Genomic DNA, 25,764 nt, shown 5'->3' on the forward strand with positions numbered 1-25,764 from the left:
CGTGCCCCATGAGTTCCTGGTCCCACGGACCGGGTGAGCGACGGGCGGGCCGGCCATGAGCGACCCGATCCCGCCGCCCGAGACCCCCACTGCCGGAATCGCCCGACGATTCCGGCTCAGTGCCGCGCAACGAGCGCTGTGGTTCACCCAGCAGGCGGCACCAGATGTGCCGATCAACGTCGCGCAGTACGTCGAGATCGACGGGCCGATCGACGTCGAACTCTTCCTCCGCGTGACCAGCGAAGTGGTGCGTCGCGCCCAGTTCACCCAGCTGAGGTTCGAGGACACCGACGACGGGCTGGTGGGCGTATACGACCCGTCGCTGCACTACTGGGCCGACGTCGTCGATCTTCGGGATCGCCCGGACCCGCGGGCGGCCGCCGAGGCGATCATGCGCGAAGACTGTGCGCGACCACTGGACCCCCGGGTCGACCGCACCGCCCGCGGCTGTCTCTTCCGACTCGGCGACGAGAAGTTCTTCGTCTACAACCGCGGCCACCACCTGCTCTCCGACGGGGTGGGCGGCAAGGACCGCATGGTCGAGGCGATCGCCGCCTATCACGCCGCGGTGACCGGCGGCACGCCTCCGGCCGTCAAACCGGTGGACCTCGATCTGCCTGCGCGCGCCGACGACGAGTACCGCGCATCGCGACGCTTCGACACCGACCGGAGTCACTGGCGACAGGCCATGGCCGGGGTGGGAATCCCCGCGTCGCTCGCCCATCGGCGCGGCGAGCCCGAGGCGGTGTCGCGGCGCGTCCACGCGCCCGTGGACGCGGGCACGATGGATGCGCTCCGCCGCGCGGCCGAGGTGCGTTCGACGATCCTGCCGAACGTCCTCGTCGCCGCGTTCTCGGCCTACCTGGCCCGGGCCGCCGCCGACGGCGACGAGGTGATCTTCCAGTTCCCGGTCGCCGCCCGGACCACCGCAGCGCTCCGGTCGACGCCGCTGCCCGTCTCGAATGTGGTTCCGTTGCGTACCGGCGTCGCGGGGGAGGCGTCGGTCGCTGATGCGCTGGCCACCACACAGGCGGCACTCCTCGGCGCGCTGCGGCACCAGCGTTACCGCGGCGAGGACATCTGGGCCGATGTCGCCGCCGACGAGACCAGCGGACGCGTACGGCGCACCGCGGCGCAGGAGCGGTCCGGTCCGATGCTCAATCTCATGCTCTTCCAGCGCGAATTCCCCTGCGGAGAGGCGCACGGCACCTTCCACATCCTCACGGTCGGCCCCGCCGAGGATCTGACGATCAACATCGTCCCGGTCGCCGGCGACGACCGGGACTCGGTGCTGATGATCGGGGTGGAGGCCAACCCCAATCGCTACGACGACGCCGAGGTCGCCGAGCATCATCGACAGTTCCTCGCGATGCTGCGCACCTTCGCCGATGCCCTTCTGCAGGCGCCGGACACCCGCATCGACGATCTCCCGCTCGCCGACCCGGTGGCGGTGGTCCGCGGCGAGGCCCTCGGATCCGCGCCGGCCACCGTGCCCGAGGCGCTCGCCGTCGCGGCCGCGCGTCACGCGCACGGGCCGGTGATCGACGAGCCCCGCACCCGACCGATCACGTTCGACCGGTTACACGGCCGCGCAGTGGATCTCGCCACCCGACTCCGAACCGCCGGCGCGGCTCCGGGGACCGCGGTGGGTATCGCGTTGCCGCCGGGCGTCGACCGGCTGACCGCGTGGTGGGCGGTCGGGGTGAGTGGTGCCGCACTCGTCCTGCTCGATCCGATCGCGCCGCGTGCGGCCGTCGCGACGCTGCCGGTGAGCGCACGTCCCGCGCTCGTCATCGCCGCACAGTCCGAGGACGCCCCGGCGTCGGACTCGGGTCCGCGCCTCCTGACACTCACGGACCTCCATGGGCTCGAGGCTTCCGCAGCGCCGGTCCGTCCACCCGAATCCGAGGACATCGCTTGCCATCTCGCGATCACGGAATCCGATTCCGGGGTCGGCACGACCGTTGCGGTGCCCCAGCGCGCGGTGGCCGCGCTGATCGCCACCGGACTGTTCGACGACCGGTCGACCGATCTCGAGTACGGCCGCCTCCTCTTCGACGCTGCCGCCGGGTCGTCGGCCGCCCATCTGGAGATCATCGCGGCGGCCGCGCACGGTCTGCGGCTCGTCGTGCCCGGTGCGGACACCGCGTCGGTCACGCACGTGATCGCGACGCCGGGAGATGTCCCGGGGCTTAGCAAGCAGGGGCCGATGACCTCGCTCCTGGTGGCGGGGGAGGACATCGCGCCGGCCGCTCTGGTGCGTCTGGCCTTCGGTCGAGAGGTGTCGGCGCCGTACTGTCCGCGCGGCGCGTTCGGTCCGGTGACGGCGAACCGGCGGATCGCCCCCGACGCCGCCGTCGACCACCGATTGCCCAGTGGTACACCGCGTCCCGGCACCGAGATCGCCGTTCTGGACCGCTGGCTGCGACCGGTTCCGGCCGGGATCACGGGCGACGTCTATGTGACCGGTCCGCAGGTGATCCGGGGCGTCGCCGACGACCCGGTCGGCACCGCGGCCACCCTCGTGGCGTGCCCGTGGGACCGGGGAGCACGGATGCTGCACACCGGCGACCGCGGCCACTTCGACCCGGGCACTGCCATGTTGGTGATCGACCACCGCGCAGGCGATGTGGTGACCCTCGGCGGCGTGCGGATCGATCTCGCGGCGCTCGACCGGGCGGCGGGACAGGTCGCCGGTGTCGGGTACGCGGTCACAGTGGTGACCTCGGGCGGACTCGACGTCGGCGTCGTCTGCGACACCGACGATGCCGACCACCAGCGTGTCCGGGCCGCTGTCCGGCGCCGGGTGGACGGCGAGGTGCCCGCATCGACCCGACCCCGCCGCGTGGTGATCCTCGACGAGTTGCCGACCGATTTGACCGGCAACGTGGACCGGCATGCGGCGGCCGGACTGATCGCGGAGGTACGCGAGACACCGGCAACGTATCGGCCGCCGGTGACGGCCACCGAGGTGGCGGTCGCCGACGCGGTGACCGAGGTGCTGGGCGTATCGCGTCCGTCGATGGACGACGAACTCGTCCGATTGGGCGCCACCTCACTGGGATTCATGCAGCTCGGTACCCACCTCGGCAGCAGGTTGCGCGTGGTGGTCGACATGCGCGACCTGGCGGCGGTGACGACACTCGGCGAGCTCGCCGCGGTCGTCGACGCAGCCGTCCCGAGGCGGACGACATCCACCGGCGGGGTCGTCTCCTATCGGCCGACCCGCGCCCAGCAGGAGATCTGGCTGCTCAACCGCGCCGACCCTCGTGCGACGGTGTATCACCTGCCCGTGCGTCTCACGCTCGCCGAACACATCTCCGCCGACGCTGCTCGAGCCGCCCTGGTCGACGTGGCCACCCGGCACGAGGCACTGCGGACCGTGTACCCGGAGGTAGACGGGGAGCCGGTCGCACGGGTTCGCGGCCGGGCCGAATCTGCCGCTGCCGCACCGATCACCAGCGCGACCCTGAACCCGGCGGGCGTCGATCTCGCCGTGTCGGCGCCGTTCGACCTGCGGACCGGAGTCCCGTGGCGAGCGGTACTCGACGAGACCCGCGAGGCCGTCGAACTGGTTCTCGTCGCCCATCACATCGCCGTCGACGAATGGTCGCTGCACATCGTGCTGGAGGACTTCGCCCACGCCGTCCGTGCGCGTGCGGCCGGTGCGGAACCCGTCTGGGAGACCGAAGCGGTCGCGTTCAGTGAGGTCCTGGAAGCACGACCATCCGGCCCTGCGACTGCGACGGCGACCACAACTGCGAACAGGGCTGCTGCAGAGGTTTTCTGGACCCGGTTCCTCCGCGATGCCCCGGAACGTCTCGCACTGCCCGAACCCCCGGTGGGCGATCCCGCGGCGTCCGGGCTCACCGCCGGACCCGCGGTCCACACGAGCCGCCGGATCGATCGTGCGGTCACCGATGCCGCGTCCGCGCGGGCGCGAGAGAGCGGCACCACCGTCAACACGCTTCTGTGCGTGGCACTCTCGGCAACCCTCGCCGAGTTCACCGACTCCGACGACGTCGTGCTGTCGATGCCGGTGTCCGGCCGGTTCACCAGTGAGGAACTCCGCCCCGTCGGCATGTTCGTCGAGACGGTGCCGGTGCGGGTGGCCGGTGCTCGCCAGACCCCGATCGCCGAAGCGCTCGCGGGCGCCGGCCGCGATCTCGGCACGGCCGTCACGTTCGCCGACACCGGACCGACCGGACTGTCCGACGTCATCTTCGCCTACCATGCGACGGCACCCGATCTCGTCGCCTCGACGGTCTTCGCCGGCGGGGAGACGTTGCGCACCGGCGAGGCGCGAACCGCGTTGGAATTCACCGTGATCGACGACGGGAACGGGCTGTCCGTCACTCTGACGATCGCCGAGCACCGAGTCGACGTGGCGTCGGCCGGTCGGCTGCTCGACAGGTTCGTCGAGGCCGTTGCGGCTCTGGGCGCCTCGGCACCGGACACGTTGATCGCCGAATGCCTGTCGCCGCGGCCGGTCGCCGATCCGGGCACCCGCCGGACCGCCTGCGTCGACCCCGTTCGCGCCCTTCTCCGCCACGCCTCCGCAGCCCCCGAGGCGACCGCGGTCATCGCCGGTGAGGAGACGCTCGACTATCGCACTCTCGTGGACCGGGCGCGCGCGCTGGCGGCGCACCTGCGGGAGTTCGGGGTGCGGCCCGGCGACCGCGTGGCACTGCTCATGGACCGACGCGCGGACACCGTGGTGGCGATCGTCGGGACCCTCCTCGCCGACGCGGTCTATGTTCCGATCGATCCGGACCATCCGCAGGCGCGCATCGACCTGATCCTTGCCGGGACCGCCCCGGCCGCGATCGTCGACAGCCGTCTCCAGGTGACGGCCGGGGTGGGTCATCAACGCGCGCAGACGATGCCGGGCGCCGCGTATGTCATCCACACCTCCGGTTCCACCGGCCTGCCGAAGGCCGTGGTGGTGACCCGGCAGAACGTGGCCGCGTTGATGGGGGCGGGCCTCGACCTCATCGACGCCTCCCCGCGGGACGTCTGGGCCTGGGTGCACTCGTACGCCTTCGACTTCTCGGTGTGGGAGATCCTCGGTGCGTTGGCATCCGGCGGCAGCGTCGTCGTGGTGGACCATGCGACGGTCCGGGACCCGCGGGCACTCGCCGCGGTGATCGACCGGCACGGGATAACGATCCTGTCGCAGACCCCGACCGCGTTCAGCGGGATCGTCGACCTGGCGACGACCACCAGAGCGGCGGGGGCCCCGGCCCCGCCGGAACTGACGTCACTGCGGGCCGTCGTCTTCGGCGGTGAGACCCTCGCGCCGAACACGTTGGGCGCATGGGCCGCCGAGCATCCCCGCACCCGCCTGGTCAACATGTACGGCATCACCGAGACGACCGTCGTGCTCACCGCCGCCGACGTCGACCTCGACGACGAACGCAGCATCATCGGCACCCCGTTCGACGGCGTCGGCGCGATGGTGCTGGACCGGCGCCTGCGACCGGTGCCGACCGGTGCGGCCGGCGAACTGTATCTCGCCGGCGAGCAGGTCGCGCTCGGCTACCTCAACGCACCGGGGCTCACCGCGACCCGGTTTGTCGCGGACCCGTCGGGGCGCGGCCTACGGATGTACCGCACCGGCGACCGCGTGCGCGAGGTCGCTCCGGGTCGTTTCGCCTACCTCGGCCGCAACGACGACCAGGTCCAGATCCGCGGCCACCGTGTGGAACTCGGTGAGATCGTCTCGACCCTGCGCGCGATACCGGGCGTGGGCGATGCGCGCGTCCTGGTACGACCGGGCCGACGGGCGGGCGACGAGCACCTGCTGGCCTTCGTGACCGAGGACGGCCTCGCCGACTTCGACGTCCTCGACGACCTCGACGAGGCGACGATCCTGGCCGCCTGCGCCGCCCGGCTGCCGGCGCACGCGGTGCCGTCCCGCGTCGCGATCGTCGACGGTTGGCCGATGACCCGGACCGGAAAGATCGACCGGGACAAGCTTTTTGCGAGCATCACCGACACCGCCCCGCCGGTCGGACGGGCGCTCGGTCCGATCGAGGAGACGGTGGCGTCGGCGATCCGTGCGGTCGTCGGTGAAGATGCCGGTCATCTCGGTGCAGAAACGAACTTCTTCGCAGCCGGCGGCACCTCGCTCTCGGCGGCACGTCTTGCCGCCACTCTCGCCGGGATGGGCCACCGCATCGAGGTGGCCGATGTCTTCGAGTACCCGACCGTCGCGGAACTGGCGGCGCGGATCGCGGCTGCGGTTACTTCGCCCGTGCTGTCGCGGGTGTCCCTGCTGTCCGATGACCGCGAGATCCCCGCGGATCTTCCGCTCACGCCGGAACAGCTGGACGTCTGGTTGCGGTGGCGAACCGAGCCGGAGTTCACCGGCTACCTCCTGCCGCTGGCCCTGCCGATCGACGCGAGCCCCGCCGATGTGCGACGCGCCCTGGCCGCGATCGTGACCCGGCACGACGCCCTGTGTACCGGGTTCCCGCTGCGCGACGGGGTCCCGGTACAGCATCGATGGGACGACGCCGACGTCCTCGACCATCTGGAACGGCAACTCGGTCTGGAAGTCGACTCGACGCCGGATGTGACCGCCGTCCTCGCCTCGATGGCCACCCCCGTCGACCTCGCCGCCTCGCTTCCGTGGCGGGTACGGATCGTGGAGATCGACGGGTCCAGGTGGCTTGTCGGGGTGATCCACCACATCGCCGCCGACGGCGAATCCTTCGCGATCCTCGCCGGTGATCTCGACACCGCCCTGGCCGGAGCGCCGCTGCCCGCGAGCGGGACGGATTATCGGCGGTACTCGATGTGGCGTGCCGAGACGCTCGAGGCGAGGCGGGCGGAACTGACCGCGTTCTGGCGGACGGCGTTCACCCGACCGGTCGAACAGCTCCGCCTGCCCGAGGTGAATCTGCAGGCGGAAACCGTTGCCCGCGAGGCGGAGACGATCGTGCATCGTACGCACGGGCAGCTGGACGCGACCGTCACCGCATCGCTCGACGAGCTGACCGTGGCGCGGTCGACGACCCCGTTCATCGCCACCCACACCGCGCTGGCGGCGGTCCTGGCGAGGCAGTCGGGTGCCGGGGTGGTGACCATCGGCACCGCGCTGTCCGGCCGTCTCGACCCGGGCCTCGTCGGTGTGCCCGGCCTGTTCGCGCGTGCGGTGCCACTGCACACGCCGATCGATCCGGCACTGTCCTTCGCCGAACTCCTGGCGCAGGTGACCTCGGTGGACCTGGGCGCCTTCTCCCATGCCGACCTGCCCCTCACCGAGATCTCGGAGATCGCCGATCCCGGTCGTGCCGGTGCCGGAACCCCGTTGTTCGAGGTGTCCTTCGGCGCGGTGCCCGATGCGATCGTCGAGTGGGTGGAGGCCGAGTTCCCGACGGGTGCGGCCGGCAACGCAGCCTCGGGGGTCCTGGGAATCCCGCTCTTCGGCATCGACGTCTCGATGTACCGGCACGGCGGTGCGCTGCACGTGACGATGTCCTGCACCGACGCGGTCGCGACCGCGGACCGTCTGGAAGCGCTGTGCGACCTCGTCGTCGACACCCTGAGACGCGGCGTGCTCGCGCCCGACGAGCCGGTCCTCTCGCTGATGAGCCCGGCGAGCGAGGAGGCGGCGACGCCGGAGCTCGAACCGGAGACCTTCGACACGCTCTTCACGTCGTACGCCGACGCATCCCCGTCCGACGTCGCGATCGTCGATTCCCGCTACCGCGTACCGGGTTTCGGGACCGAGATCTCCGCCCACGACGTCGACCGACTGTCGACCCATCTGGCGCGCGTACTGATCGCGCGGGGTATCGGTGCGGGCGATGTGGTCGTCGAACTGCTCCCGAGATCGGTGTTCGGGATGATCGCGTCCGCCGCGATCGCCCGCGCGGGTGCGGCTTTCGTCAACATCGACCCCGCCGACCCGGCCGAACGCCGGAACCTCATCCTCGATCGGTGCCGACCGACGGTGGTGCTCGGGCTCGGCGGCATCGACACCGCGGGAACCGACGCGACGGGAATCGGTGTCGAGGTGCTCGCGCTCGACGAGTTGTTCGCCGAACTGCCCCCGGTGGTGCCGACCTTCGACGAGGCGGAGCGGGTGCGGGCGGTGACGCCGGACGACGTCGCCTACATCACCTTCACCTCCGGGACGACCGGTGTGCCGAAGGGGGTCGCGGTCACGCATCGTGGCGTGGCCGGGTGGGCCCGCGACACCGTCGGACGGCTGGGGCTGACCTCCGCCGACCGTGTGTTGCACACGTACGCAACCGGTTTCGACGCGCACCTGATGGGAGTCCTGCCGCCGCGCATCGCCGGCGCGACGGCAATCATGTGTCCGTCGGATGTCGTCGCCGCCGACGAACTCGCCGACCTCGTCCACGACGCCGGGGTGACCGTTCTCCTCACCACCCCGTCGGTGCTGGCCACCCTGCGCCCCGGCGACCTGCCGCACGTCCGGCACGTCGCCGTGGGCGGCGAACCGCTCGGCGCGGGACTCATCCGTGACTGGACCCGCACCGCAACCCTCAGCAACGAATACGGTCCGACCGAGGCGACCGTCGCGGTGAGCAGTGCGCGCTACACCGATTCCGTGTCGGGTGCCGTCCACATCGGCCGCCCGCTCGACGGTGTGACCATGGCTGTGCTCGACCCGATGCTGCGTCCTGTTCCGGACCACACCGTGGGTGAGCTGTACCTCTCCGGAAACTGCCTGGCACGTGGGTATCTCGACGACCCGCGCACGACCGCGGTCGCCTTCGTCGCCGGTCCGCACGGCAAGCGCATGTACCGCACCGGAGATCTGGTCCATCGGCGAGCTGACGGCACCTTCGTGATCCACGGCCGGACCGACGACCAGGTCAAGATCCGTGGCGTGCGCCTCGAACCGGCCGAGATCGATGCGGCGCTGTCCCGGCTGCCCGGCATCGCAACCTCGGTGACCGCGGCCCGCGTCACCGCAGCGGGCGAGAAGGTCCTGGTCTCCTGGGTGATCGGCGAGCCCGATACCGGGAACCACACCGACGATCTGGCATCGCAGCTGGCACACGTGCTGCCGCGCACCATGATCCCCAGTGCGTTCATCGAGGTCGAGGAACTGCCGATCGGCCGCAACGGCAAGATCGACACGGCGTCCCTGCCCGCACCGGACTTCGGCGCGACCGGTGTCCGTGGTTCGGCCGCGGTCGGTCGCGCACCGGCGGGGGAGACGGAAGTGCTCATCGCGTCGGTGTGGGCGGAGATCCTCGGCCGCCCCGTCGAGAGCTTCGACGCCGATTCGGATTTCTTCGCCGACGGCGGCACCTCGCTGTCGGCCACGCAGGTCACCTCCAGGCTTTCCGCGTCCACCGGGGCCGACGTCGCGGCCCGTCTGCTGTTCGAGTCGCGGACGCTCGGCGAGCTGGCTCGCCGCATCGACGACCTGATCTCACCGACCTCCGAACCCGTTGCGGCACTGTCGCCGGCGCCGGCGCCGGCGCGACTCCCTGTTCCCGATCCGTTGCCACTGGCATACCCGCAGCGGCGCATGTGGATTCACCATCATTTCGACCCGACCTCGACCGCATACCACGTGCCCGTGGTGATGCGGATCCGCGGTCGCGTCGATCTCGCCCGGCTTCGCAAGGCCGTCGACGAGGTCGTGGGCGCGCACGCGGTGCTCCGCACGGTGTACCCGGATTCGCCGGCCGGACCGGTCCAACGGCTGATCGAACACCGCAGCCCGGTGCTGGCCCACCGCCGCGTCGAGGTCGGGGACGAGAACGTCGAGACCGCGCTGCGGCGGGAGGTCACGGAGTACCTGCGAGCGCCGTTCGACCTCGAGAACGAGCCCGGATTCCGCGCGGCGGTCTTCGAGGTGGACACCTCAGACGCCCCCACCCACGATCCCGACCTCTACCTCGCGGCGGTGCTCCACCACATCGCCATCGACGGCTGGTCCATCCGCGTGCTGCTGGCCGACCTGATGCGGGCCTACGACGGCGAGCGATTGGCGGTGGCAGCCGACGAGGCGTTCACGTACGCCGACTTCACCCAGTGGCAGATCGCACGTCTCGGTGACGCCGCCGACCGGGACAGCGTCGTCGCCCACCAGATCCGTTACTGGACGGCGACTCTCGCCGATGCCCCGCAACCGGTCCGGTTGCCCGGCCATCGCGACTCCGACGCGGTGGGCGTCACCGGTCGAATCGGTGCCTCCGTGCCGGCCCTCGCGATCCATCAGACCGCCAAGGCGCTGTCGGCCACGGTCTTCCAGGTCGCGCACGCCGCTCTCTCGGCGACCCTCGGTCAGCTGACGGGGCAGTGGGATGTCCTGGTCGGCGTGCCGGTACACGGACGCTCCGCCCCCGAATGGGAGTCGGTGGTGGGCATGTTCGTCAACACCGTCGCGTTGCGCACCCGACTCCGGCCGGACACACCGGTTCGTGAGGCCGTGCAGCAGGTCCGCGACGTCGCACTGGCAGCGCTGGCCCACGGCGACGTCCCCTACGAAGACGTCGTGCGGGCGGTCCGGCCTGCGGCCCGCCACGGCGGCGATCCGCTGATCTCGGTGTTGCTCGTCAGTCAGGAGGTCGTGCCCCAGGCGTCGGGCGAGGTGGCCCTGGCCGGTGCGGTGGCCTCCCTGGTCACCGAGGCGACCTCGACCGTCGACGCGAAGTACGACATTGAGGTGGTCCTCGCCGAGAGCGACGACGAACTGCACGTCACCCTGGTGCATTCCGGCCGGATCCCGGACGGTGTGGCGCAGGAGCTGCTCGACGATTACACGACCCTGTTGTGCGATCTGCCCGCTGTGGGGGAACCGTTCCCGCTCGTCGCCTCGACATCAGTTGCGCCCGTGGCCGGGACCCCCGGACGCGACACCGACGAATCACATTCGAAAACAGGAGAACCCGCCGATCCCGAACTCGTCTCGCAGGTCGGGGCGATCATGGCCGAGGTGCTCGAGGTCCCGGAGAACGCGGTCGCGCAATCCGCCGACTTCTTCGCTCTCGGCGGTACCTCGCTGTCCGCCACCAGGGTGACCTCGGCCCTGGGGCGTCACCTCGGCATCCGGGTGCCCACGCGGGTCCTGTTCGAGCACCCGACACCCGCTGCGCTCGCCGTCGCGGTGTCCCGCATGGCCGTCGACGTTGCGCATGACCCTGTCGACGTACCGGATCACACCGTCCACCTTCCGGACGACCGGTTCACGGACATCCCGCTCGCACCGACGCAGCGCCGCATGTGGGTCGGCGCGCAGATGCTGGGCCAGGTCCCGATCTACTCGGTCCCCGTCGTCGTCGGCGTCCCGGCCGGACTCACGACCGCCGAGGTGACCGCCGCACTGGACGCGCTTGTCGGCCGGCATACGGCGCTGCGCACCCGCTACCTGACCACGCCCGACGGCCCGCGGCAGCAGGTCGTCGACGGATGGCGGCCGCCGGTACGCCATCTCGACTCTGCCGCGCTCACGGGGACCGGCATCGCCGACGAGTTCTCCGCACCCTTCGATCTCGCCGGGGACCCGCCGGTGCGGGCCTGGGTGCTGTCGGAGAGCGGCGTCGACTCCGCCCCGGTCGCGGTGGTGCTCGTCGCCCACCACATCGCGATGGACGGCGAATCCGCAGCCATCGTCGAGCGGGAACTCACCGCGCTCCTGGCCGGCGACGCCCTCGAGCGGGAGCCGGTGGGCTTCGACGTCCTCGCGCGCCGGATGGTCGCCGAGGAACAGAGTTCCCGCACCGTGCTGCACGACTACTGGCGGAAGGCCCTCGCCGGGTACAGCGGGGAACTCGACCTCGCCGACCACCGTCCACCCGTGCGCGACCTGCGCACCTCGGTGGTCGAGTTCCCGATCGACGATGCTGTCGCCCGAGCCGTCTCGACGGCCGCCCGCCGCGCACTGGCCAGCGACTTCCACCTCCTGCACGCCGCGACCGCACTCGCGCTCGCGGCGCAGACCGGCGTCGACGACATCGCCGTGGCGACACCGGCATCGATGCGCCGTGACGAGGACAGCGCAGGCACGGTCGGCATGCTGATCTCGACGGTGGTCCTGCGCACACCGCTGACCGCCGGGATGACGGTCGGCGAGCTCATCGAGACCGTCCGCGACACCGACCTCGCCGCCCTGGACCACGCGGCCATCGCCTTCGACGACGTCGTCGCACTCGTCGATCCGCCTCGCATTCCCGGACGTCACCCCCTCGTCCAGGTGGCCTTCTCCGTGGTCGACTCCACCGGTGTCGCTCCGGCCCCGGTCGCTGCGGACGCACCACGCACCGCGGTGGATTCGCACAGCGAGTTCGACGTGCACATCGTCGCGGTTCGGTCCGGGAGCAACTGGCGGCTGCAACTGCATCACGCGCGGGATCTACTCGACGAGACACTGATCCGCGGACTCGGCGAGCGACTGGTGGCTGCCGTCGCAGCGGTGACCGACGACCCGGCACGTCGGATCGCCACCATCGAACCGCTCACCGCGGCGGAACGCGAACTCCTCACCGGCCGTGCACATGCTGCCGCGCCGACCGGGACCGAACCACTGCTCGCCGATCTGTTCGGGGAAGCTGTTGCGTCGCACGGTGACCGTCCGGCGATCGCCGACGGCAGGCGCACGCTCACCTACCGCGAATTCGACGCGTGGGTGTCGGTCACGGCGCGCGCCCTCCGCGCCCGCGGCCTCGGGGCGGGCGATGCGGTCGCGGTGGTCGTCCCGCGCTCCATCGAATCGGTGGTTGCCATCTGGGCGGTGAGCCGCATCGGCGGGGTGTGCGTCCCCGTCGACGTCACCTACCCCGCGGCGCGCATCGACCACGTGGTCGCCGGCGCGCGGGCGACGGCGATCGGTCCGGACGACATTCCCCCTCAACCGATCGAACCCGTTGTCTCGGAACCGATCACGCGGGTCTCGCGGGACTCCCTGGCCTACGTCATCACGACGTCGGGAACCACCGGCACCCCCAACGTCGTCGGCGTCACCCATCGCGGCGTGCATCGTGTCGCCGAACTCGGCGACGTGGAATCCGGCGACCGGGTGGGAATGGCGATCAGCCCCGGCTTCGACGCGACGTTCCACGACATGCTGCTGCCGCTGGCGTCGGGTGCGACGCTCGTGGTCGTCCCGCCCGAGATCGTCGGGGGAAGCGACCTCGCCGACTTCCTCGACCGCACCCGGGTCAGCGTGTTCACCGCGACCCCGTCGGTGATGCGGACGATGCGACCGCAGTCGATCACCTCGTTGCGACTGGTCTACATCGGCGGCGAGGCACTGCCGGCCGACCTCGCGACGGCATGGTCGGAGCGGACGCAGGTCCGCAACATCTACGGCCCGACCGAGACGACGGTGACGGTGTCCACCAGCGCCTACCGTCCGGGCGAGCCGGTACGACTGGGGCATCCGCGGCCCGGGATCGGCGCCGAGGTCCTCGACACCCGACTCCGCCACGTCCCACTCGGCGTGGTGGGCGAGCTCTACGTCAGCGGAACCGGCGTCGCCCGTGGCTATCTCGGCGACCGGGCGCTGACCGCCGCGACCTTCGTCGCCGGGAACGACGGTCGTCGGCGCTACCGGACCGGCGACCTCGTGCGCTGGGATCGCGAGTCCGGCGAGCTGATCTACGTGGGTCGCGCGGACCGCCAGATGAAGATCCGCGGCCAGCGCGTCGAACCCGCCGAGATCGACGCCGTCCTGGTGGGCGCCGGGGCCGACCGATCGGTGACCGTGTTGCGGCCCGGGCCGGCCGGGCCGGCACTCGTCTCCTACGTGGTCTCGTCGGTGCCCGCCGACCGCCTCGCCGACGTCTGCCGAACCCGGCTGCCGCGGCACATGGTGCCCGCCCGGATCGTCGAACTGGCCGAACTCCCCCTGAGCGGCGCGGGCAAGATCGATCAGCGACGACTGCCCGAGCCGACCTGGTCGGATTCGACCCGCGAACCCGAGACCCGCACGGAGACGACGGTTCGCGACGCCTTCCGGGCGGTGCTGGGTGAACACGGCGTCGGCATGGACGACGACTTCTTCGCCCTGGGCGGCAACTCCCTGGCCCTGGTGCAGTTGCGCGACGAACTCACCCGCCACACCTCTGTCACCGTGGACGTCGCGGACCTCTTCACCCACCGCACGCCGGCGGAGGTGGCCCGCGTCGTCGACGCCACGTACACGGGGAAGGGCACCGGTGTCGACCACCGCGTCGTGCCGCTCTCGCGCCCGGATCTCCCCGAATCCGATGCCCCTGAACTCGATGTCCCGGAATCCGGCGTCCCGACGATCTGGTGCGTGCACACCGCCACCGGAATCGTCGAACCGTTCCGCGCCTTCGGCAGGTCGCTGGATTCGGCCGTCGCCTACGGTCTCCAGCTGCCCGAACTGGTCGTGGCCGACCGTGACATGCCCGCGAGCCTCGCCGAGATCGCGGCCATCCACGTCGCGGCGGTCCGCAGGCGTCAGCCGTCCGGGCCCTACCACCTCGTCGGCTGGTCGCTGGGCGGCGTCATCGCGCATGAGATGAGCCGTCAGCTGGTCGACGCCGGGGAGCAGGTCGGCGTGCTGATGGTGCTCGACTCCCGGCCGCCCGGCGACCTGGACGAGGAGGCCGACAAGGAGCTGCTCGGCGAGGATCACCCGCTCCGGGCCGCGGCCGAACGCCACGACCCGCAGGCGCTACGACGATTCGAGGATCGTTCCCGGACCCTCGCCGCCGCGGTGCGGTCCTATGAGCTGGGTCCGGCGCCCGTGGGTAAGGTCATCTACGTTGCCGCCGAGGACAATCCGGACGTCGACAGCTGGGCACGGGCCGTCCGGCACGATGCCGGAACCGGGGCTCCGGCGGTGGAAGTGATCTCCGCCGGAGTCGCACACGCGCAGATGGGCGACCCCGACGTGATGCGTCGGCTGGCCAGGAGAATCGAGGAGGAATGGTGACCGGATCCGACCGGGACGCGACGTCGACGGGATTGTCGATCCTGTTCGTCTGCACGGGCAACATCTGCCGTTCGCCGATCGGCGAACGCGTGCTGACGGGGCTGGCCGACCGAATGCGCGCCGACGGAACAGATCTCGCCGTCACCTCGAGCAGTGCCGGTACCGGCGCGCTGAACGGTCAGCCGATCCACCCGCACTCCGCCGCGGTTCTCGCCGAACACGGTTACGACGCATCGGGTTTCGAGGCTCGATATCTGCGTCCGCCGATGCTGACGCAGGCCGACGTCGTGTTGTGCATGAGTCGCGAGCACCGTGCGGCCGCCCAGCAGATGGCGCCCGCGCGCTGGAAGCGCGTGTTCACCCTCACCGAGTTCGCCGCCCTAGCGGAGACCGGCACCCCGGACCAGAACGGCACCCTCGCCGCGATCATGGGCGGGCGGGGACGCATCGATCCCAACTCGTCGCTCCTCGACATCGTCGACCCGATGGGCCGTCCGCGTGAGGACTTCGACCGGGTGTTCGCCGAGGTCGAACCGAAGGTCGAGACCGTCGCCAACTGGCTGGCGGCACAACACATCACCGAGACGACAGGGGAGACCCGATGATCCGCCGCATCGTCGCAAACCGGGCGGTACAGATCCTGGCTCTGATCGTGCTGCTCGTCGCCGCGGTCGTCGCCTGGCTCGCGTACTCGGCACTGAAGGTGAAGGGTGACCTGGAATCGGTGCGCTCCGATGCCTCCCGGGCCCGGACCCTCATGCTCGACGGCGATCAGGCCGGCGCCTCGCAGGCCGCCGCCGCGGCCGCCGACAGCGCCCAGGCCGCCTCCGACAGGTCCCACGGCATCGTGTGGTCGGCGGTGGCCGCGCTCCCGGGAATCGGATCGCCGCTGAAGTCGGTGCAGCAGATGAGCGACGCCGTCGAGGCGCTGTCCGCCGACGTACTCCTCCCGGCCGCGGATCTCGCGGGCGTGCTGAACCCGGATCAGCTCCGGACCGGGAACACGGTGAACCTCAAACTGTTACGCGAGGCGCAACCCGAGCTCGCCAAGGTCGCCGAACGCTCGACCGAGGTGGCCGATGAGGTCGCGTCGATCACTCCGAGCTGGCTCGGCGTCGTCGCCGATGCGAGAACCCAACTCGCCGAACAGGTCGATGCGGCCGAGTCCACCCTGGTCGCGACCGACATCGCCGCCCAGCTCATCCCGCCGATGCTGGGTTCGGAGGGGCCGCGCAACTACTTCATGGCCTTCCAGACGCCGTCGGAATCCCGCGGAACCGGCGGACTCGTCGGCGGCTTCGGGTTGCTCAACGCGACGGGTGGACGGGTGACGGTTCCCGAGCTCGGCGCCAACTCCGAGTTCCGCGACCCGACGACACCGAAGATCGACCTGGGGCCCGAGTACGACGCGATCTACTCGTACTACAAGCCCTACACCGACTTCCGCAACGGGAACCTCAGCGCACACTTCCCCGACGCCGCGAAGATCTGGCTGGCCAACTGGCAGGCCCAGACCGGCCAGAAGCTCGACGGTGCCATCGCGCTCGACCCGATCGCGCTGAAGTACATACTCGACGTCGTCGGACCGGTGGCGTTACCCGGCGGCGAGAAGATCACCGCCGACAACGTCGTACCGATCACGCTGTCGACCTCGTACCAACGGTTCGCCGACGACAACGGGGCCCGAAAGGCGTACCTGCAGTCCATCTCCCAGGCCGTCGTCAAGAAACTGATCGACTCGGGTGGCAGCACCCGCGACCTGCTCGAGGCTCTCGGACGCGGCGTCCACGAGCGCCGGATCATGGTCTACAGCACCACGCCGGCCGAACAGGAGATCCTCGAGACCACCAAGCTCGGTCACCAGATCTCCGACACCGACTCGCCGTATCTGCAGGTGGCGATCGGCAACGCGTCGGGCAGCAAGCTCGACTACTACCTGCGCCGCGAGATCGACTACACCTCAGGCGATTGCCGCGGCGACACCCGCGAGAGCACGATCAAGGTCACCCTGACCAACACCCTCGACGAGACCACCGGGCTCACCGACTACGTCGCCGGTGGCCTCGGCACCGAACTGTCGGTGGACAAGGGCACCAACCTCGCCAACGTGGAGTTCCTCGCCACCAAGGGGGCGGTGCTCAAGGAAATGACCCTGGGCGACGCGGGCGCCTTCTACGTCGAACAGACCCTGCACGGGCGGCCGTACTACTCGACCCGCGTCGGCATCGCGCCGGGACAGAGCGCCACGATCACGCTGAAGATCGACGAGCCGACCGCCGCGGCGGGCGAGGCCGAGGTCCCGGTGCAGCCGCTGGTCGACGACCCGACCGTCACCGTCGACGTGCCCGCCTGCGGGCCGCGTCAGTAGTAGTACGGGTAGTCGTCCCAGCGCGGATCGCGCTTCTCCAGGAACGCATCCCGGCCTTCGACGGCCTCGTCGGTCATGTAGGCCAGGCGGGTGGCCTCACCGGCGAACACCTGCTGACCCATGAGGCCGTCGTCGGTGAGATTGAACGCGAACTTCAGCATGCGTTGCGCGGTGGGCGATTTGCCGTTGATCTTGCGGGCCCACTCGATGGCGGTGTTCTCCAGCTCGGCGTGCGGGGCGACGCGGTTGACTGCTCCCATGCGGTGCATGGTCTCCGCGTCGTAGGCCTCGCCGAGGAAGAAGATCTCGCGGGCGAACTTCTGGCCGACCTGCTTGGCGAGGTAGGCGCTGCCGTAACCGGCGTCGAACGAGCCCACGTCGGCGTCGGTCTGCTTGAACCGGGCGTGCTCGGCGGAGGCCAGGGTCAGGTCGCACACCACGTGTAGTGAGTGGCCGCCGCCGGCCGCCCATCCGTTGACCACCGCGATGACCACCTTGGGCATGGTGCGGATGAGTCGCTGGACCTCGAGGATGTGGAGTCGTCCGCCCTCGACCTTCACCCGGGCCTCGTCGACGGAGTCGGCGCCCGCGGCCACGACGTCGGTGTCGTGGCTGGTCGCGTACTGGTACCCGGAACGGCCGCGGATGCGCTGGTCGCCGCCGCTGCAGAAGGCCCACCCGCCGTCCTTGGGGCTCGGGCCGTTGCCGGTCAGCAGAATCGTTCCGACGTCGGGGGAGCGGCGGGCGTGGTCGAGCACGCGGTAGAGCTCGTCGACGGTGTGCGGGCGGAAGGCGTTGCGGACCTCCGGACGGTCGAAGGCCACTCGCACGATGCCGTTCTCGCGACCCTCGGCCGCATGCCGGTGGTAGGTGACGTCGGTGAGGTCGGTGAACCCGGGCACCTGGGTCCACTGGGCCGGGTCGAACGGCTGGTCGGCGGTCTTGGTGTCGTCGGTCGCGCTCATGCGCTCAGAGTAGTGATCGCAGACGATCGCGCTCACGGCGGTCCGCCGGGCGCACGGGTGCCCGAGGTGGGTCAAATGTCCTGAGGAGTATCCCTTCCGCTTGCACCGTATATGATGCGCGTTTTCAGCAAATTCCCAGTTCGCAATGCTTACATGTACCCATGAACACCTGGGGGTGGATTGTCGTCGGTGTGGTCGGCTGGTGCGTACTGGCCGCCGTCGTCGCCGTGATCGTGGGGCGGGCGGTACGGCTCCGGGACGAAAAGGAGCGTGGGCCGCGTGGCGTTCCCGACTTCGTCCCAGGCACGTCTCACGGACTCGTCCGCCACGGTGGGTGCGTCGACCTCGACTCGCATCGACGCTCCGACCGGAACCGTCCGAGCGACGACGGCTAGCACCAGTCCGTCCCCCGAATCGGTCTTCTTATACGGTTGACCGGTGAGTGAAGCGAACGACCGTGCTGTAGAAACCGTCGAGGAAGACCCGCACGAGGGTGGTTTCCGGCCGCATGCGGCCATCACCACCGAGCGCGGCGGCCCGCGGTACGGCGAGTTCAGCGAGCAGGTTCGCCTGCTGATGGACAATGCGCGCTACGCCTGCCCCGACGACGAGCTCGTCGACGAACTCATCGAGCACCTCACCGCCGTCAATGAACGCCTCGCCAAGGTCCGCATCGACGAGTGGCATTCGCCCGCGGGCACCCGCATCGACCTGCCGTCCCGCGGCAACATCACGCTCCCGCCCTATGAGGTCGTCGAGGCCGCCGAGGACGGTGTCGTCGCCGACCTGGTCTTCCGCGACTTCCACCTCGGCGGTAACGCCGCCGCGCACGGCGGGCACGTCGCCGTCGCCTTCGACGACATCGGTGGCTTCGCCTCGGCCGTGGCGATCCAGCACGTCAGCCGCACCGCCTACCTGAACGTGCAGTACCGCTCGATCACCCCGCTGAACACGACGCTGCGCGTGCGCGCCTGGGCGGACAAGATCGAGGGCCGCAAGGTCTTCATCAAGGGCACCATGCACGACGGTGACCGGTTGTGCGCCGAGATGGACGCCCTGTTCATCAAGCTCAATCCCGGCCAGGCCTAGTCAGGCGGTCGGACCCGGCCCGTCAGGCGGGCAGTCGGGTCAGCCGTGGAGCCGGCGGCTGCGCACGGTCGGCGAGGCCGATCGCGACACCCGCAGCGCGATGGTGACCGCCTCGTCGTCGGCGACCGGGCACAGCTCGTCCATCTCGCGACGCAGACCGGCGAGAGCGTCGCCGTGGTTGCTCGACAGCGAGCGAGCCGTCGCGTCGTCGAGCGCATACAGGAACGCGGGCGTCATGGGGTGTACGGCGTAACCGAGTTGTTCGGCGGCGACCCACAGCTGCTCGGCGACGAGACCGGCCCGTAGGTAGTCCGCCGGTGTCCGTCCCCGCTGGACCAGGAGCAGGATTCCCGAGGCCGAGGTGACCCGTGCCGCCGCGTCGGCGCCCAAAGCGGCACCACCGCCCCACTCGTCGAGCAGCGCCATCACGTCGCCGCGGCGGAGCACGTCGAGCATCCCGGCCATCGCCGGCGGCAGGTCGAGGGAGGCGATGTCGATCCCGGCGCCGTCCGCGGGGTCGGCGGTGAGTTCGGCGAACATCTCGCGGTGTAGCTCGGGGGTCAGGAAGCGCACCCGGTCGGAACGATCGGAGATCGAGGCGAAGGTCGTGATCCGCGCACGGTCGGCGAGCGGCACGAGCCGGGTGATCTCGGTGTCGGCCACATCGGCGAGACGGATCAGATCGTCGTCGCCGAGCGGTGAACCGTCCCCGGGTCCACGCCGGGTGCTCCGCGCCAGCAGGGTACGGAGTTCGCGTTCGTGTTCGGGGGCCTGCACGCCCGCACCGAGGCCCTTGAGTCGCACCCGTCCGAGGATCGTCCGATCGTCCGCGACTACCTCGACGTCGTCCAGCACGCCCCGGCTGGCCGCGGCGACGCGGGCGTTGTGCAGGGCGGCACCCACCGCGACCGCCGAGGCTCGGTGCTCGATGTCGAGCGTCGAGGTGCGAGATCGGTCCAGGGCGATGGTCACGGAGTCGTCGTCGGCGGTGATCCGCCACGGCTGCTGGTTGCCCGCCGACGGGGCACGGGTCGCTGCGTGCGTGATGAGCTCGAGGTCGGACATCTGCTCGACCGGGATCTCACGGCATGCCGACTCGCCGGTCGCGCCGGCGTCGTCGAGAGCGCGGTGGAGGGGATCGGAGAGACCGTCGAGCCAGGTGTCGCGGTCGAAGCGCACCCGTCCCGACGGCAGCGGCCTGCCCTGGACGAGCCGTCGTACCGCGGCGGCGACCGTCGCGCCACCGAGGAGGACGTCGCCGGCCAGCTGGGGCCAGGCCGTGACCGAGTGCCCGAGTTCGATCGCCGATGCGGCCATCGGTGCGGTGACCCGCGCCGGCTCGAGCACCTTGACGGCCAGCGGCGTCAGATGCGCACGGTCCAGACCCACCAGGTCCTCGACGCGGAGATCGCCCGCGAGGCCGTGGAACAGCGGGCGGTCCGGCTCGAGGTCGAAACGCTCCACGTCCAGGGTTCCGCCGTCACTCGTCTCCATCAGCACCGGAATGCCCAGTTCGCGGCAACGTTGCCGGACCAGCACCTTCACATCGAAGGAATCACATTCTTCGACAACGAGGTCGAGGCCGTCGACGAATTCGTCGATGTTCTCCGATGTTATGCCGTCCGGGAACACCGAGGTCGTCAGATAGGGATCGATTTCGGAAATCCTGCGAGAAGCGACCACGGCTTTGTTCGTGTCGATATCCAGCAATGTCGCCGGAATTCGATTCATATTGGTCAGTTCGAGGTCGTCGAAATCGGCCAGGCGCAATTCGCCGGCCAGTCCCTCGAGCGTCAGGGTCAAGGCGATGGCGTGACCCACGCTCAATCCGACGACACCGATGCGCAGTTTCGCCGCGGCATCGAGATCCGCGGCGGTCAGCTTATGCCGGTTGCGGTCCAGTCGAAGGCGACGGAAAGACAGTGGACCGGGGATTTTCACCAGCGATTTCCGCCAGGGAAAGTACGCGAAACGAGGGTTCTCGGTCCGGAGCGCGGGGTCGACCGGAGGGAGGATCTCGTCGAGTGCTCGGGCGGTCTCCGCGGTCATGTCGGCCACGTCGATCGAGTCGTCGTGGACCAGAGAATCGGGGACTTCGGACTCGGAGTAGAGGACGGCGGCGGTGTCCGGCACAGAGGGCATACCTCATCGTGGCTTACTCGACGACGCGTCGCCAACCGGACCGATAGGCGCCGAATCCGGAGGAAAACGTGCTCGTGAGCCTGCATAAAAACGCTCTTGTGGCAACATAACACGCGGGGTCAGGGGAGATCTCGCAATGAATTCCTCCTTTTCGAAAGGCGCAATCCTGCGATGAAAACGATGAAAACTGCCGGTGAGGCGAGGCGAACGGGCGTTCTGCATGCCACCGCCCGAGAGGTGGGGTCGGAGTACACGGTCATCGCGGCCGCGCCCGGCCGTGAGAGGGCGTTGTGGGATCGGTACCTGAACGGGGCGGCCGCATCGTACGAACGGCACGGCTGTGCGGCCGCGCTCGACTACGACGAGGTCTCGACGGGCGCGGGAACGGCACTGTTCTTCGCGGTCCTCGACGACGCCGACCAGGTCCGGGGCGGTCTGCGCGTCCAACCGCGGTTCAGCGCGGCGGCCCAGTCGCATGCGCTCGTCGAGTGGGCCGGACAGCCCGGTCAGGTGCAGCTGGTGAACGCGATCGAGTCGCGACTGGCCGGCGGGATCGTCGAGGTCAAGACGGCCTGGGTGGACGAGAGCTCGCCGATCGCGCGGTCGGTGGCGGGCCAGCTCTCGCGGCTGGGTCTGGTGATCATGGAGATGTCGGGCACCGACCACATGATGGCGACCGCGGCCGACCATGTGCTGCGGCGCTGGCAGTCGGGCGGTGGGCGCGTCGACGAATCCGTGCCGCCGACCCCCTTCCCCGACGAGCGGTATCGCACGCGCCTGATGTGGTGGGACCGTGCACGCATCCGCGAGCACACCTCTCCCGAGACATGGCGTCGAATGCGGATGGAAGCCGACATCCTGCAGACCCCGGGGGCGCCTCAGCTCCTGCCCGGACGTGTCTCCATCTCGACCAAGTCCGCCGGCCGCTGGTAGAAGACCTCGTACAGGCTCGCCGACGGCGGCGAGGCCGGCGGATCCTCGGCGGCGTGGGAGCTCAACGTGCCGTCGTTCCACACGATCGGATCGATCGTGTCGATGACCGTGGTGTCGCGGCCGCTCTCCTTCGCCCGGTAGACGCATTCGTCGGCGCGACCCAGCAGGTTGCCGATGACGTCGTCGGTCGAGTGGGCACTTCCGTTTCGTGAGGACATCAGCGGTGCGCAGACACCACCGACGCTGACCGTCACCGGTGCGGTCGCGGCGACGGCGGCGCGGAGGCGCTCGGCGCAGCGCCAGAGTTCTTCCTGGTCACGGACGACGTGGAAGAGGAGGAACTCCTCGCCCCCGTAGCGGCACACCTCGGAACCGACCGGTGCGTGCTCGCGGATGGCCGCCGCGGCGGAGAGCAGGACGCCGTCGCCGGCGAGGTGCCCGTATTCGTCGTTGATCCGCTTGAAGTGGTCGACGTCGAGCAACAGGATGCCGATCCATCCCGTCGAGGACCGGGCGGCCGACAGCAACTGCGATGCCCGGATGAGAAATCCGCGACGGTTGAGCAGGCCGGTCAACGGGTCGATGCCGCAGAGTCGGGTCTGCTGGTCGAGAACGGCCTCCATCGATTTCCGGAGCGCCACCACGAGGAACACCGGAACGACGATGACCCCGAACATCGCGCCGAAGCTGATCAGGAAGGTGGGAACGGTGTGCGCGAGGGTCGCGAGGACGACCGCGGTGCACGCGCTGGCCAACGCCAGATGAGACAGGATGAGCCGAGGCGAGGCGGTGATCGCGCCGATCGCCGGGATGACGGCCACGATGGCCAGCACCAGGGCCGCGGTCAGGGGATCGGCGAGGATCAGCGACGTGCCGCCGATGCCGGCGATTCCGAGACCGCCGAGGACCGCGAACTGCGGGTCGGTCAGCCGGCGACGCAGAGCGGTGACGGCGAAGATCAGGGCGATGAACGTCCAGATGGCCATCAGGAGAACCATCTTGCCGGGCTTGATGGTGTGGGGTGCGAGCAGAGCGATGAGGGGCAGGGGCAATACGCCACCGGTGCTGATCAGCGTTGCCATGGAGCGCGCGTCGTAGCGCCGCATCACATTCCTGATCAAGGCCATACGCCGGGACCGCTTTCCGTCGCTTTGACCGCGCATGCGGTCACGGATACTCCGAACATGGGATTTGCGAAAACAAAATCGTAACCGGAACGAACGAATCCTTCAGTGGCATCGCACCCAGGAGTTGCGACTACCCTACCAGTCGTTTTCTAGCCTTTCTAATTGTTTGCTGAGATCTGAGGAAAAGAGAAAGTGTCGGCGCACACGTCGTCCGATACCGGGACCCCGGAATTCTACGGCCGGGCTGTCGCTCGCGCGTGCCGGCGTGATTGTCGACACCAATCGACGCGGTCGAATTCCTCCGACCGAATCCGCAGTTCTTCGACCGCGACCCGGCGCGGGTCGTGCGCTACAGAACCGCGGGGTCTGCGAGTAAAGTCTCGCCCACGGCGGGACGTGGCGATCGGGCCGCGGCCGGGGGGATCGGACGAGACAGATGATGGAGTGTTGAACCGCGACGCAACGGTGATCGCGGTCTCGGTGGACCCCTATCACCGCGCTGTCGTCGCCTACGGGCATCAGGCCGCCGTGTCGATCGCCGAACGGTTCGTCGAGCAGGTCCTGAAACCGATCAGTCCGCGCGCCCGGTTCGAACGCCGCTCGGACCTGCAGTGGCTGATCTCCCTCTCCGTCGACGACGGCGGCCACGACGCGCTCATCGACGCGACCCGGCGCAAACTCGGCGCGCACACCGTCAGCGACGGCGATCGCAGCGCCTTCCTCGACGTCTGCATGGGTGTCGCCATAGGTGCAGACCTCCGCGCCGATGAGGCCGACCTGGTGCGGCACGCCGACGCCGCCCTGTGCGTCGCGCTCACCCGGCGGGTGCACGTCGAGTTCGCGCACCCGAGCATGGTGCGGCAGATCAGCGCGGAGGTCGACCTCGCGGCCTGGCTCACCCGGTCGGTGGAGCGCGACTTCTCGGTCTTCTATCAACCGATCGTCGCGATGGCGGACCGGCGGGTGGTCGGTTATGAGTCGCTGCTGCGGTGGCACACCGAATCCGGCGTTCTCGCCCCCGATGCGTTTCTCGCAGTGGCCGAGGGTATCTCGCTGCTCGCGCCGATCGGGCGGCACGCCATCGGGGAGGCCATCCGGGATCTGGCCACCGACATCACCGAGACGGCGGGGGACGAGGCCTTCGTCTCGCTCAACCTCTCGGGACAGCAGCTCTCCGACGAGGGTCTCGTCTGCTACATCGACGGTCTGATCCGCGACCACCGTGTCGACCCGGCGCGGGTGTGGATCGAGGTCCGCGAGGATCAGGTGGTCCGGCTCGAGACCTCGGCGGCCCGGACCGTCAACGGCTTGCACGACCTCGGGTGCACGATCTGCGTCGACGACCTCGGCGCCGGTTTCTCGGCCCTCCGCTACGTCCGCGATCTGCCCGTCGATGTCCTGAAGGTCGATCGCACGCTGATCGCCCAGCTCGTGCACAGTCATTCCGATCGTGCTGTGGTGCGGGCGATCTCGGAGATGGCGGCGGCCACCGGATTGCGGATGGTGGCCGAGGGCATCGAGAGTGACGATGTGCTGGAGGTGCTCACGGAGTTCGGCTTCGACTATGCGCAGGGATTCTTCTTCGGTCGGCCCGAACCGCTGGCCACCTGGACGGGGCGGTAGGCCGGACCACAGCACGACGATGGCCCCGAGGGCCAGGCGACAGCGAAGGGTGGCGACAGCGGCGGGCCGGTGCGCCGCGAACGGCACACCGGCCCGTCGCTGTGGTCCCCGATGATTTTCGGGGAGAGGGTTTCTCGGACTACGTGGCGGTCGAGGTCTCGATCGCCTGCTGATGGTTGATGCTCTCCACCTCGATGCGGCGCGGTTTGGCCTTCTCGGCCACCGGGATGGTCACGGTGAGCACGCCGTTGTCGTAGCGGGCGGAGATGCCGGCACTGTCGATGAGGTCACCGAGGGTGAGCTGGCGTCGATAGGTACCCGAGAACCGCTCGCTGGCCAGCCACTCGACGCCCTCGTCGGACGGTGCAGATCGCTGGGCGGACAACGTGAGTACGCCGTTGTCGACGCTCACGTCGATCGAGCCCGGGTCGGCGCCCGGCAGGTCGGCGACGAGCATGTAGTGGTCGTCGACCTTGTAGAGGTCCAAGGGCATGAACTTGGGAGTACGCGCGGTTCCGGCAGTCGAACCGGTCAGCATGCCCCGGGCCCAGGCATCCATGTCGGAAAACGGATCGAAACGCAGCACAGCAGTTCACCTCCTGTCTCACAAGGGCTGCCCGC

General features: G+C 69.7%; 11 protein-coding genes. 7 read left to right on the forward strand and 4 right to left on the reverse strand.

Going from position 1 to position 25,764, the window contains the following annotated elements; translation table 11 throughout:
- Window positions 1-55: 55 nt before the first annotated feature.
- Genes GKZ92_RS04810 through GKZ92_RS04820 form a run of 3 tightly spaced genes read left to right on the forward strand, consistent with a single transcriptional unit; the run spans window position 56 to window position 17,264 of the window.
- A complete protein-coding gene (locus GKZ92_RS04810; RefSeq protein WP_006358187.1) occupies window positions 56-14,896 on the forward strand; it encodes a non-ribosomal peptide synthetase in 14,841 nt (4,946 codons plus the stop codon).
- Window positions 14,890-15,501 carry a low molecular weight protein-tyrosine-phosphatase gene (locus GKZ92_RS04815; RefSeq protein WP_006358188.1) on the forward strand — a complete coding sequence of 204 codons (612 nt, stop codon included), beginning with the start codon at window positions 14,890-14,892 and terminating at the stop codon, window positions 15,499-15,501. The genes GKZ92_RS04810 and GKZ92_RS04815 overlap by 7 nt, the downstream gene beginning before the upstream one ends.
- Window positions 15,498-17,264, forward strand: a complete 1,767-nt coding sequence (locus GKZ92_RS04820; protein WP_006358189.1) for a DUF4012 domain-containing protein — start codon at window positions 15,498-15,500, stop codon at window positions 17,262-17,264. The genes GKZ92_RS04815 and GKZ92_RS04820 overlap by 4 nt, the downstream gene beginning before the upstream one ends.
- Here GKZ92_RS04820 and GKZ92_RS04825 read toward each other — a convergent pair.
- Window positions 17,258-18,229 carry a 1,4-dihydroxy-2-naphthoyl-CoA synthase gene (locus GKZ92_RS04825; RefSeq protein ID WP_035753427.1) on the reverse strand — a complete coding sequence of 324 codons (972 nt, stop codon included), beginning with the start codon at window positions 18,227-18,229 and terminating at the stop codon, window positions 17,258-17,260. The genes GKZ92_RS04820 and GKZ92_RS04825 overlap by 7 nt on opposite strands.
- A 161-nt stretch (window positions 18,230-18,390) precedes the next feature.
- Here GKZ92_RS04825 and GKZ92_RS04830 point away from each other — a divergent pair, with 161 nt between their 5' ends.
- Together GKZ92_RS04830 and GKZ92_RS04835 are read left to right on the forward strand one after the other, a co-directional pair.
- Window positions 18,391-18,624 (forward strand): hypothetical protein, encoded by a 234-nt coding sequence (locus GKZ92_RS04830; protein WP_187346460.1) that lies wholly within the window; start codon window positions 18,391-18,393, stop codon window positions 18,622-18,624.
- A 43-nt stretch (window positions 18,625-18,667) separates the two neighbouring features.
- Complete coding sequence (locus GKZ92_RS04835) at window positions 18,668-19,318, forward strand: PaaI family thioesterase (RefSeq protein WP_006358192.1); 651 nt, start codon at window positions 18,668-18,670, stop codon at window positions 19,316-19,318.
- A gap of 39 nt (window positions 19,319-19,357) precedes the next feature.
- Here GKZ92_RS04835 and GKZ92_RS04840 read toward each other — a convergent pair whose 3' ends face one another.
- On the reverse strand, window positions 19,358-21,460 hold the full coding sequence (locus tag GKZ92_RS04840) for an Rv1355c family protein (RefSeq protein ID WP_006358193.1): 2,103 nt from the start codon (window positions 21,458-21,460) through the stop codon (window positions 19,358-19,360).
- Between the two features lie 171 nt (window positions 21,461-21,631).
- Between GKZ92_RS04840 and GKZ92_RS04845 the strand changes: the two genes are divergently transcribed.
- Entirely contained in the window at window positions 21,632-22,393 is a 762-nt protein-coding gene (locus GKZ92_RS04845; RefSeq protein ID WP_035753293.1) for a hypothetical protein, read from the forward strand.
- On the opposite strand, the gene GKZ92_RS04850 is transcribed toward GKZ92_RS04845, so the two are convergent.
- Complete coding sequence (locus GKZ92_RS04850) at window positions 22,339-23,520, reverse strand: GGDEF domain-containing protein (RefSeq protein ID WP_230461899.1); 1,182 nt, start codon at window positions 23,518-23,520, stop codon at window positions 22,339-22,341. The two genes, GKZ92_RS04845 and GKZ92_RS04850, sit on opposite strands and share 55 nt — an antisense overlap.
- A gap of 447 nt (window positions 23,521-23,967) precedes the next feature.
- On the opposite strand from GKZ92_RS04850, the gene GKZ92_RS04855 reads away from it, so the two are divergent.
- Window positions 23,968-25,143, forward strand: coding sequence for an EAL domain-containing protein (locus GKZ92_RS04855; protein WP_035753421.1), 1,176 nt, complete (start codon window positions 23,968-23,970; stop codon window positions 25,141-25,143).
- A 139-nt stretch (window positions 25,144-25,282) separates the two neighbouring features.
- Here the strand turns inward: GKZ92_RS04855 and GKZ92_RS04860 are convergent, their stop codons facing one another.
- On the reverse strand, window positions 25,283-25,729 hold the full coding sequence (locus tag GKZ92_RS04860; RefSeq protein WP_006358197.1) for an Hsp20/alpha crystallin family protein: 447 nt from the start codon (window positions 25,727-25,729) through the stop codon (window positions 25,283-25,285).
- Between the last annotated feature and the right edge of the window lie 35 nt (window positions 25,730-25,764).

The sequence above is a fragment of the Gordonia sp. 135 genome (assembly GCF_009720185.1).
GTDB lineage: Bacteria > Actinomycetota > Actinomycetes > Mycobacteriales > Mycobacteriaceae > Gordonia > Gordonia alkanivorans.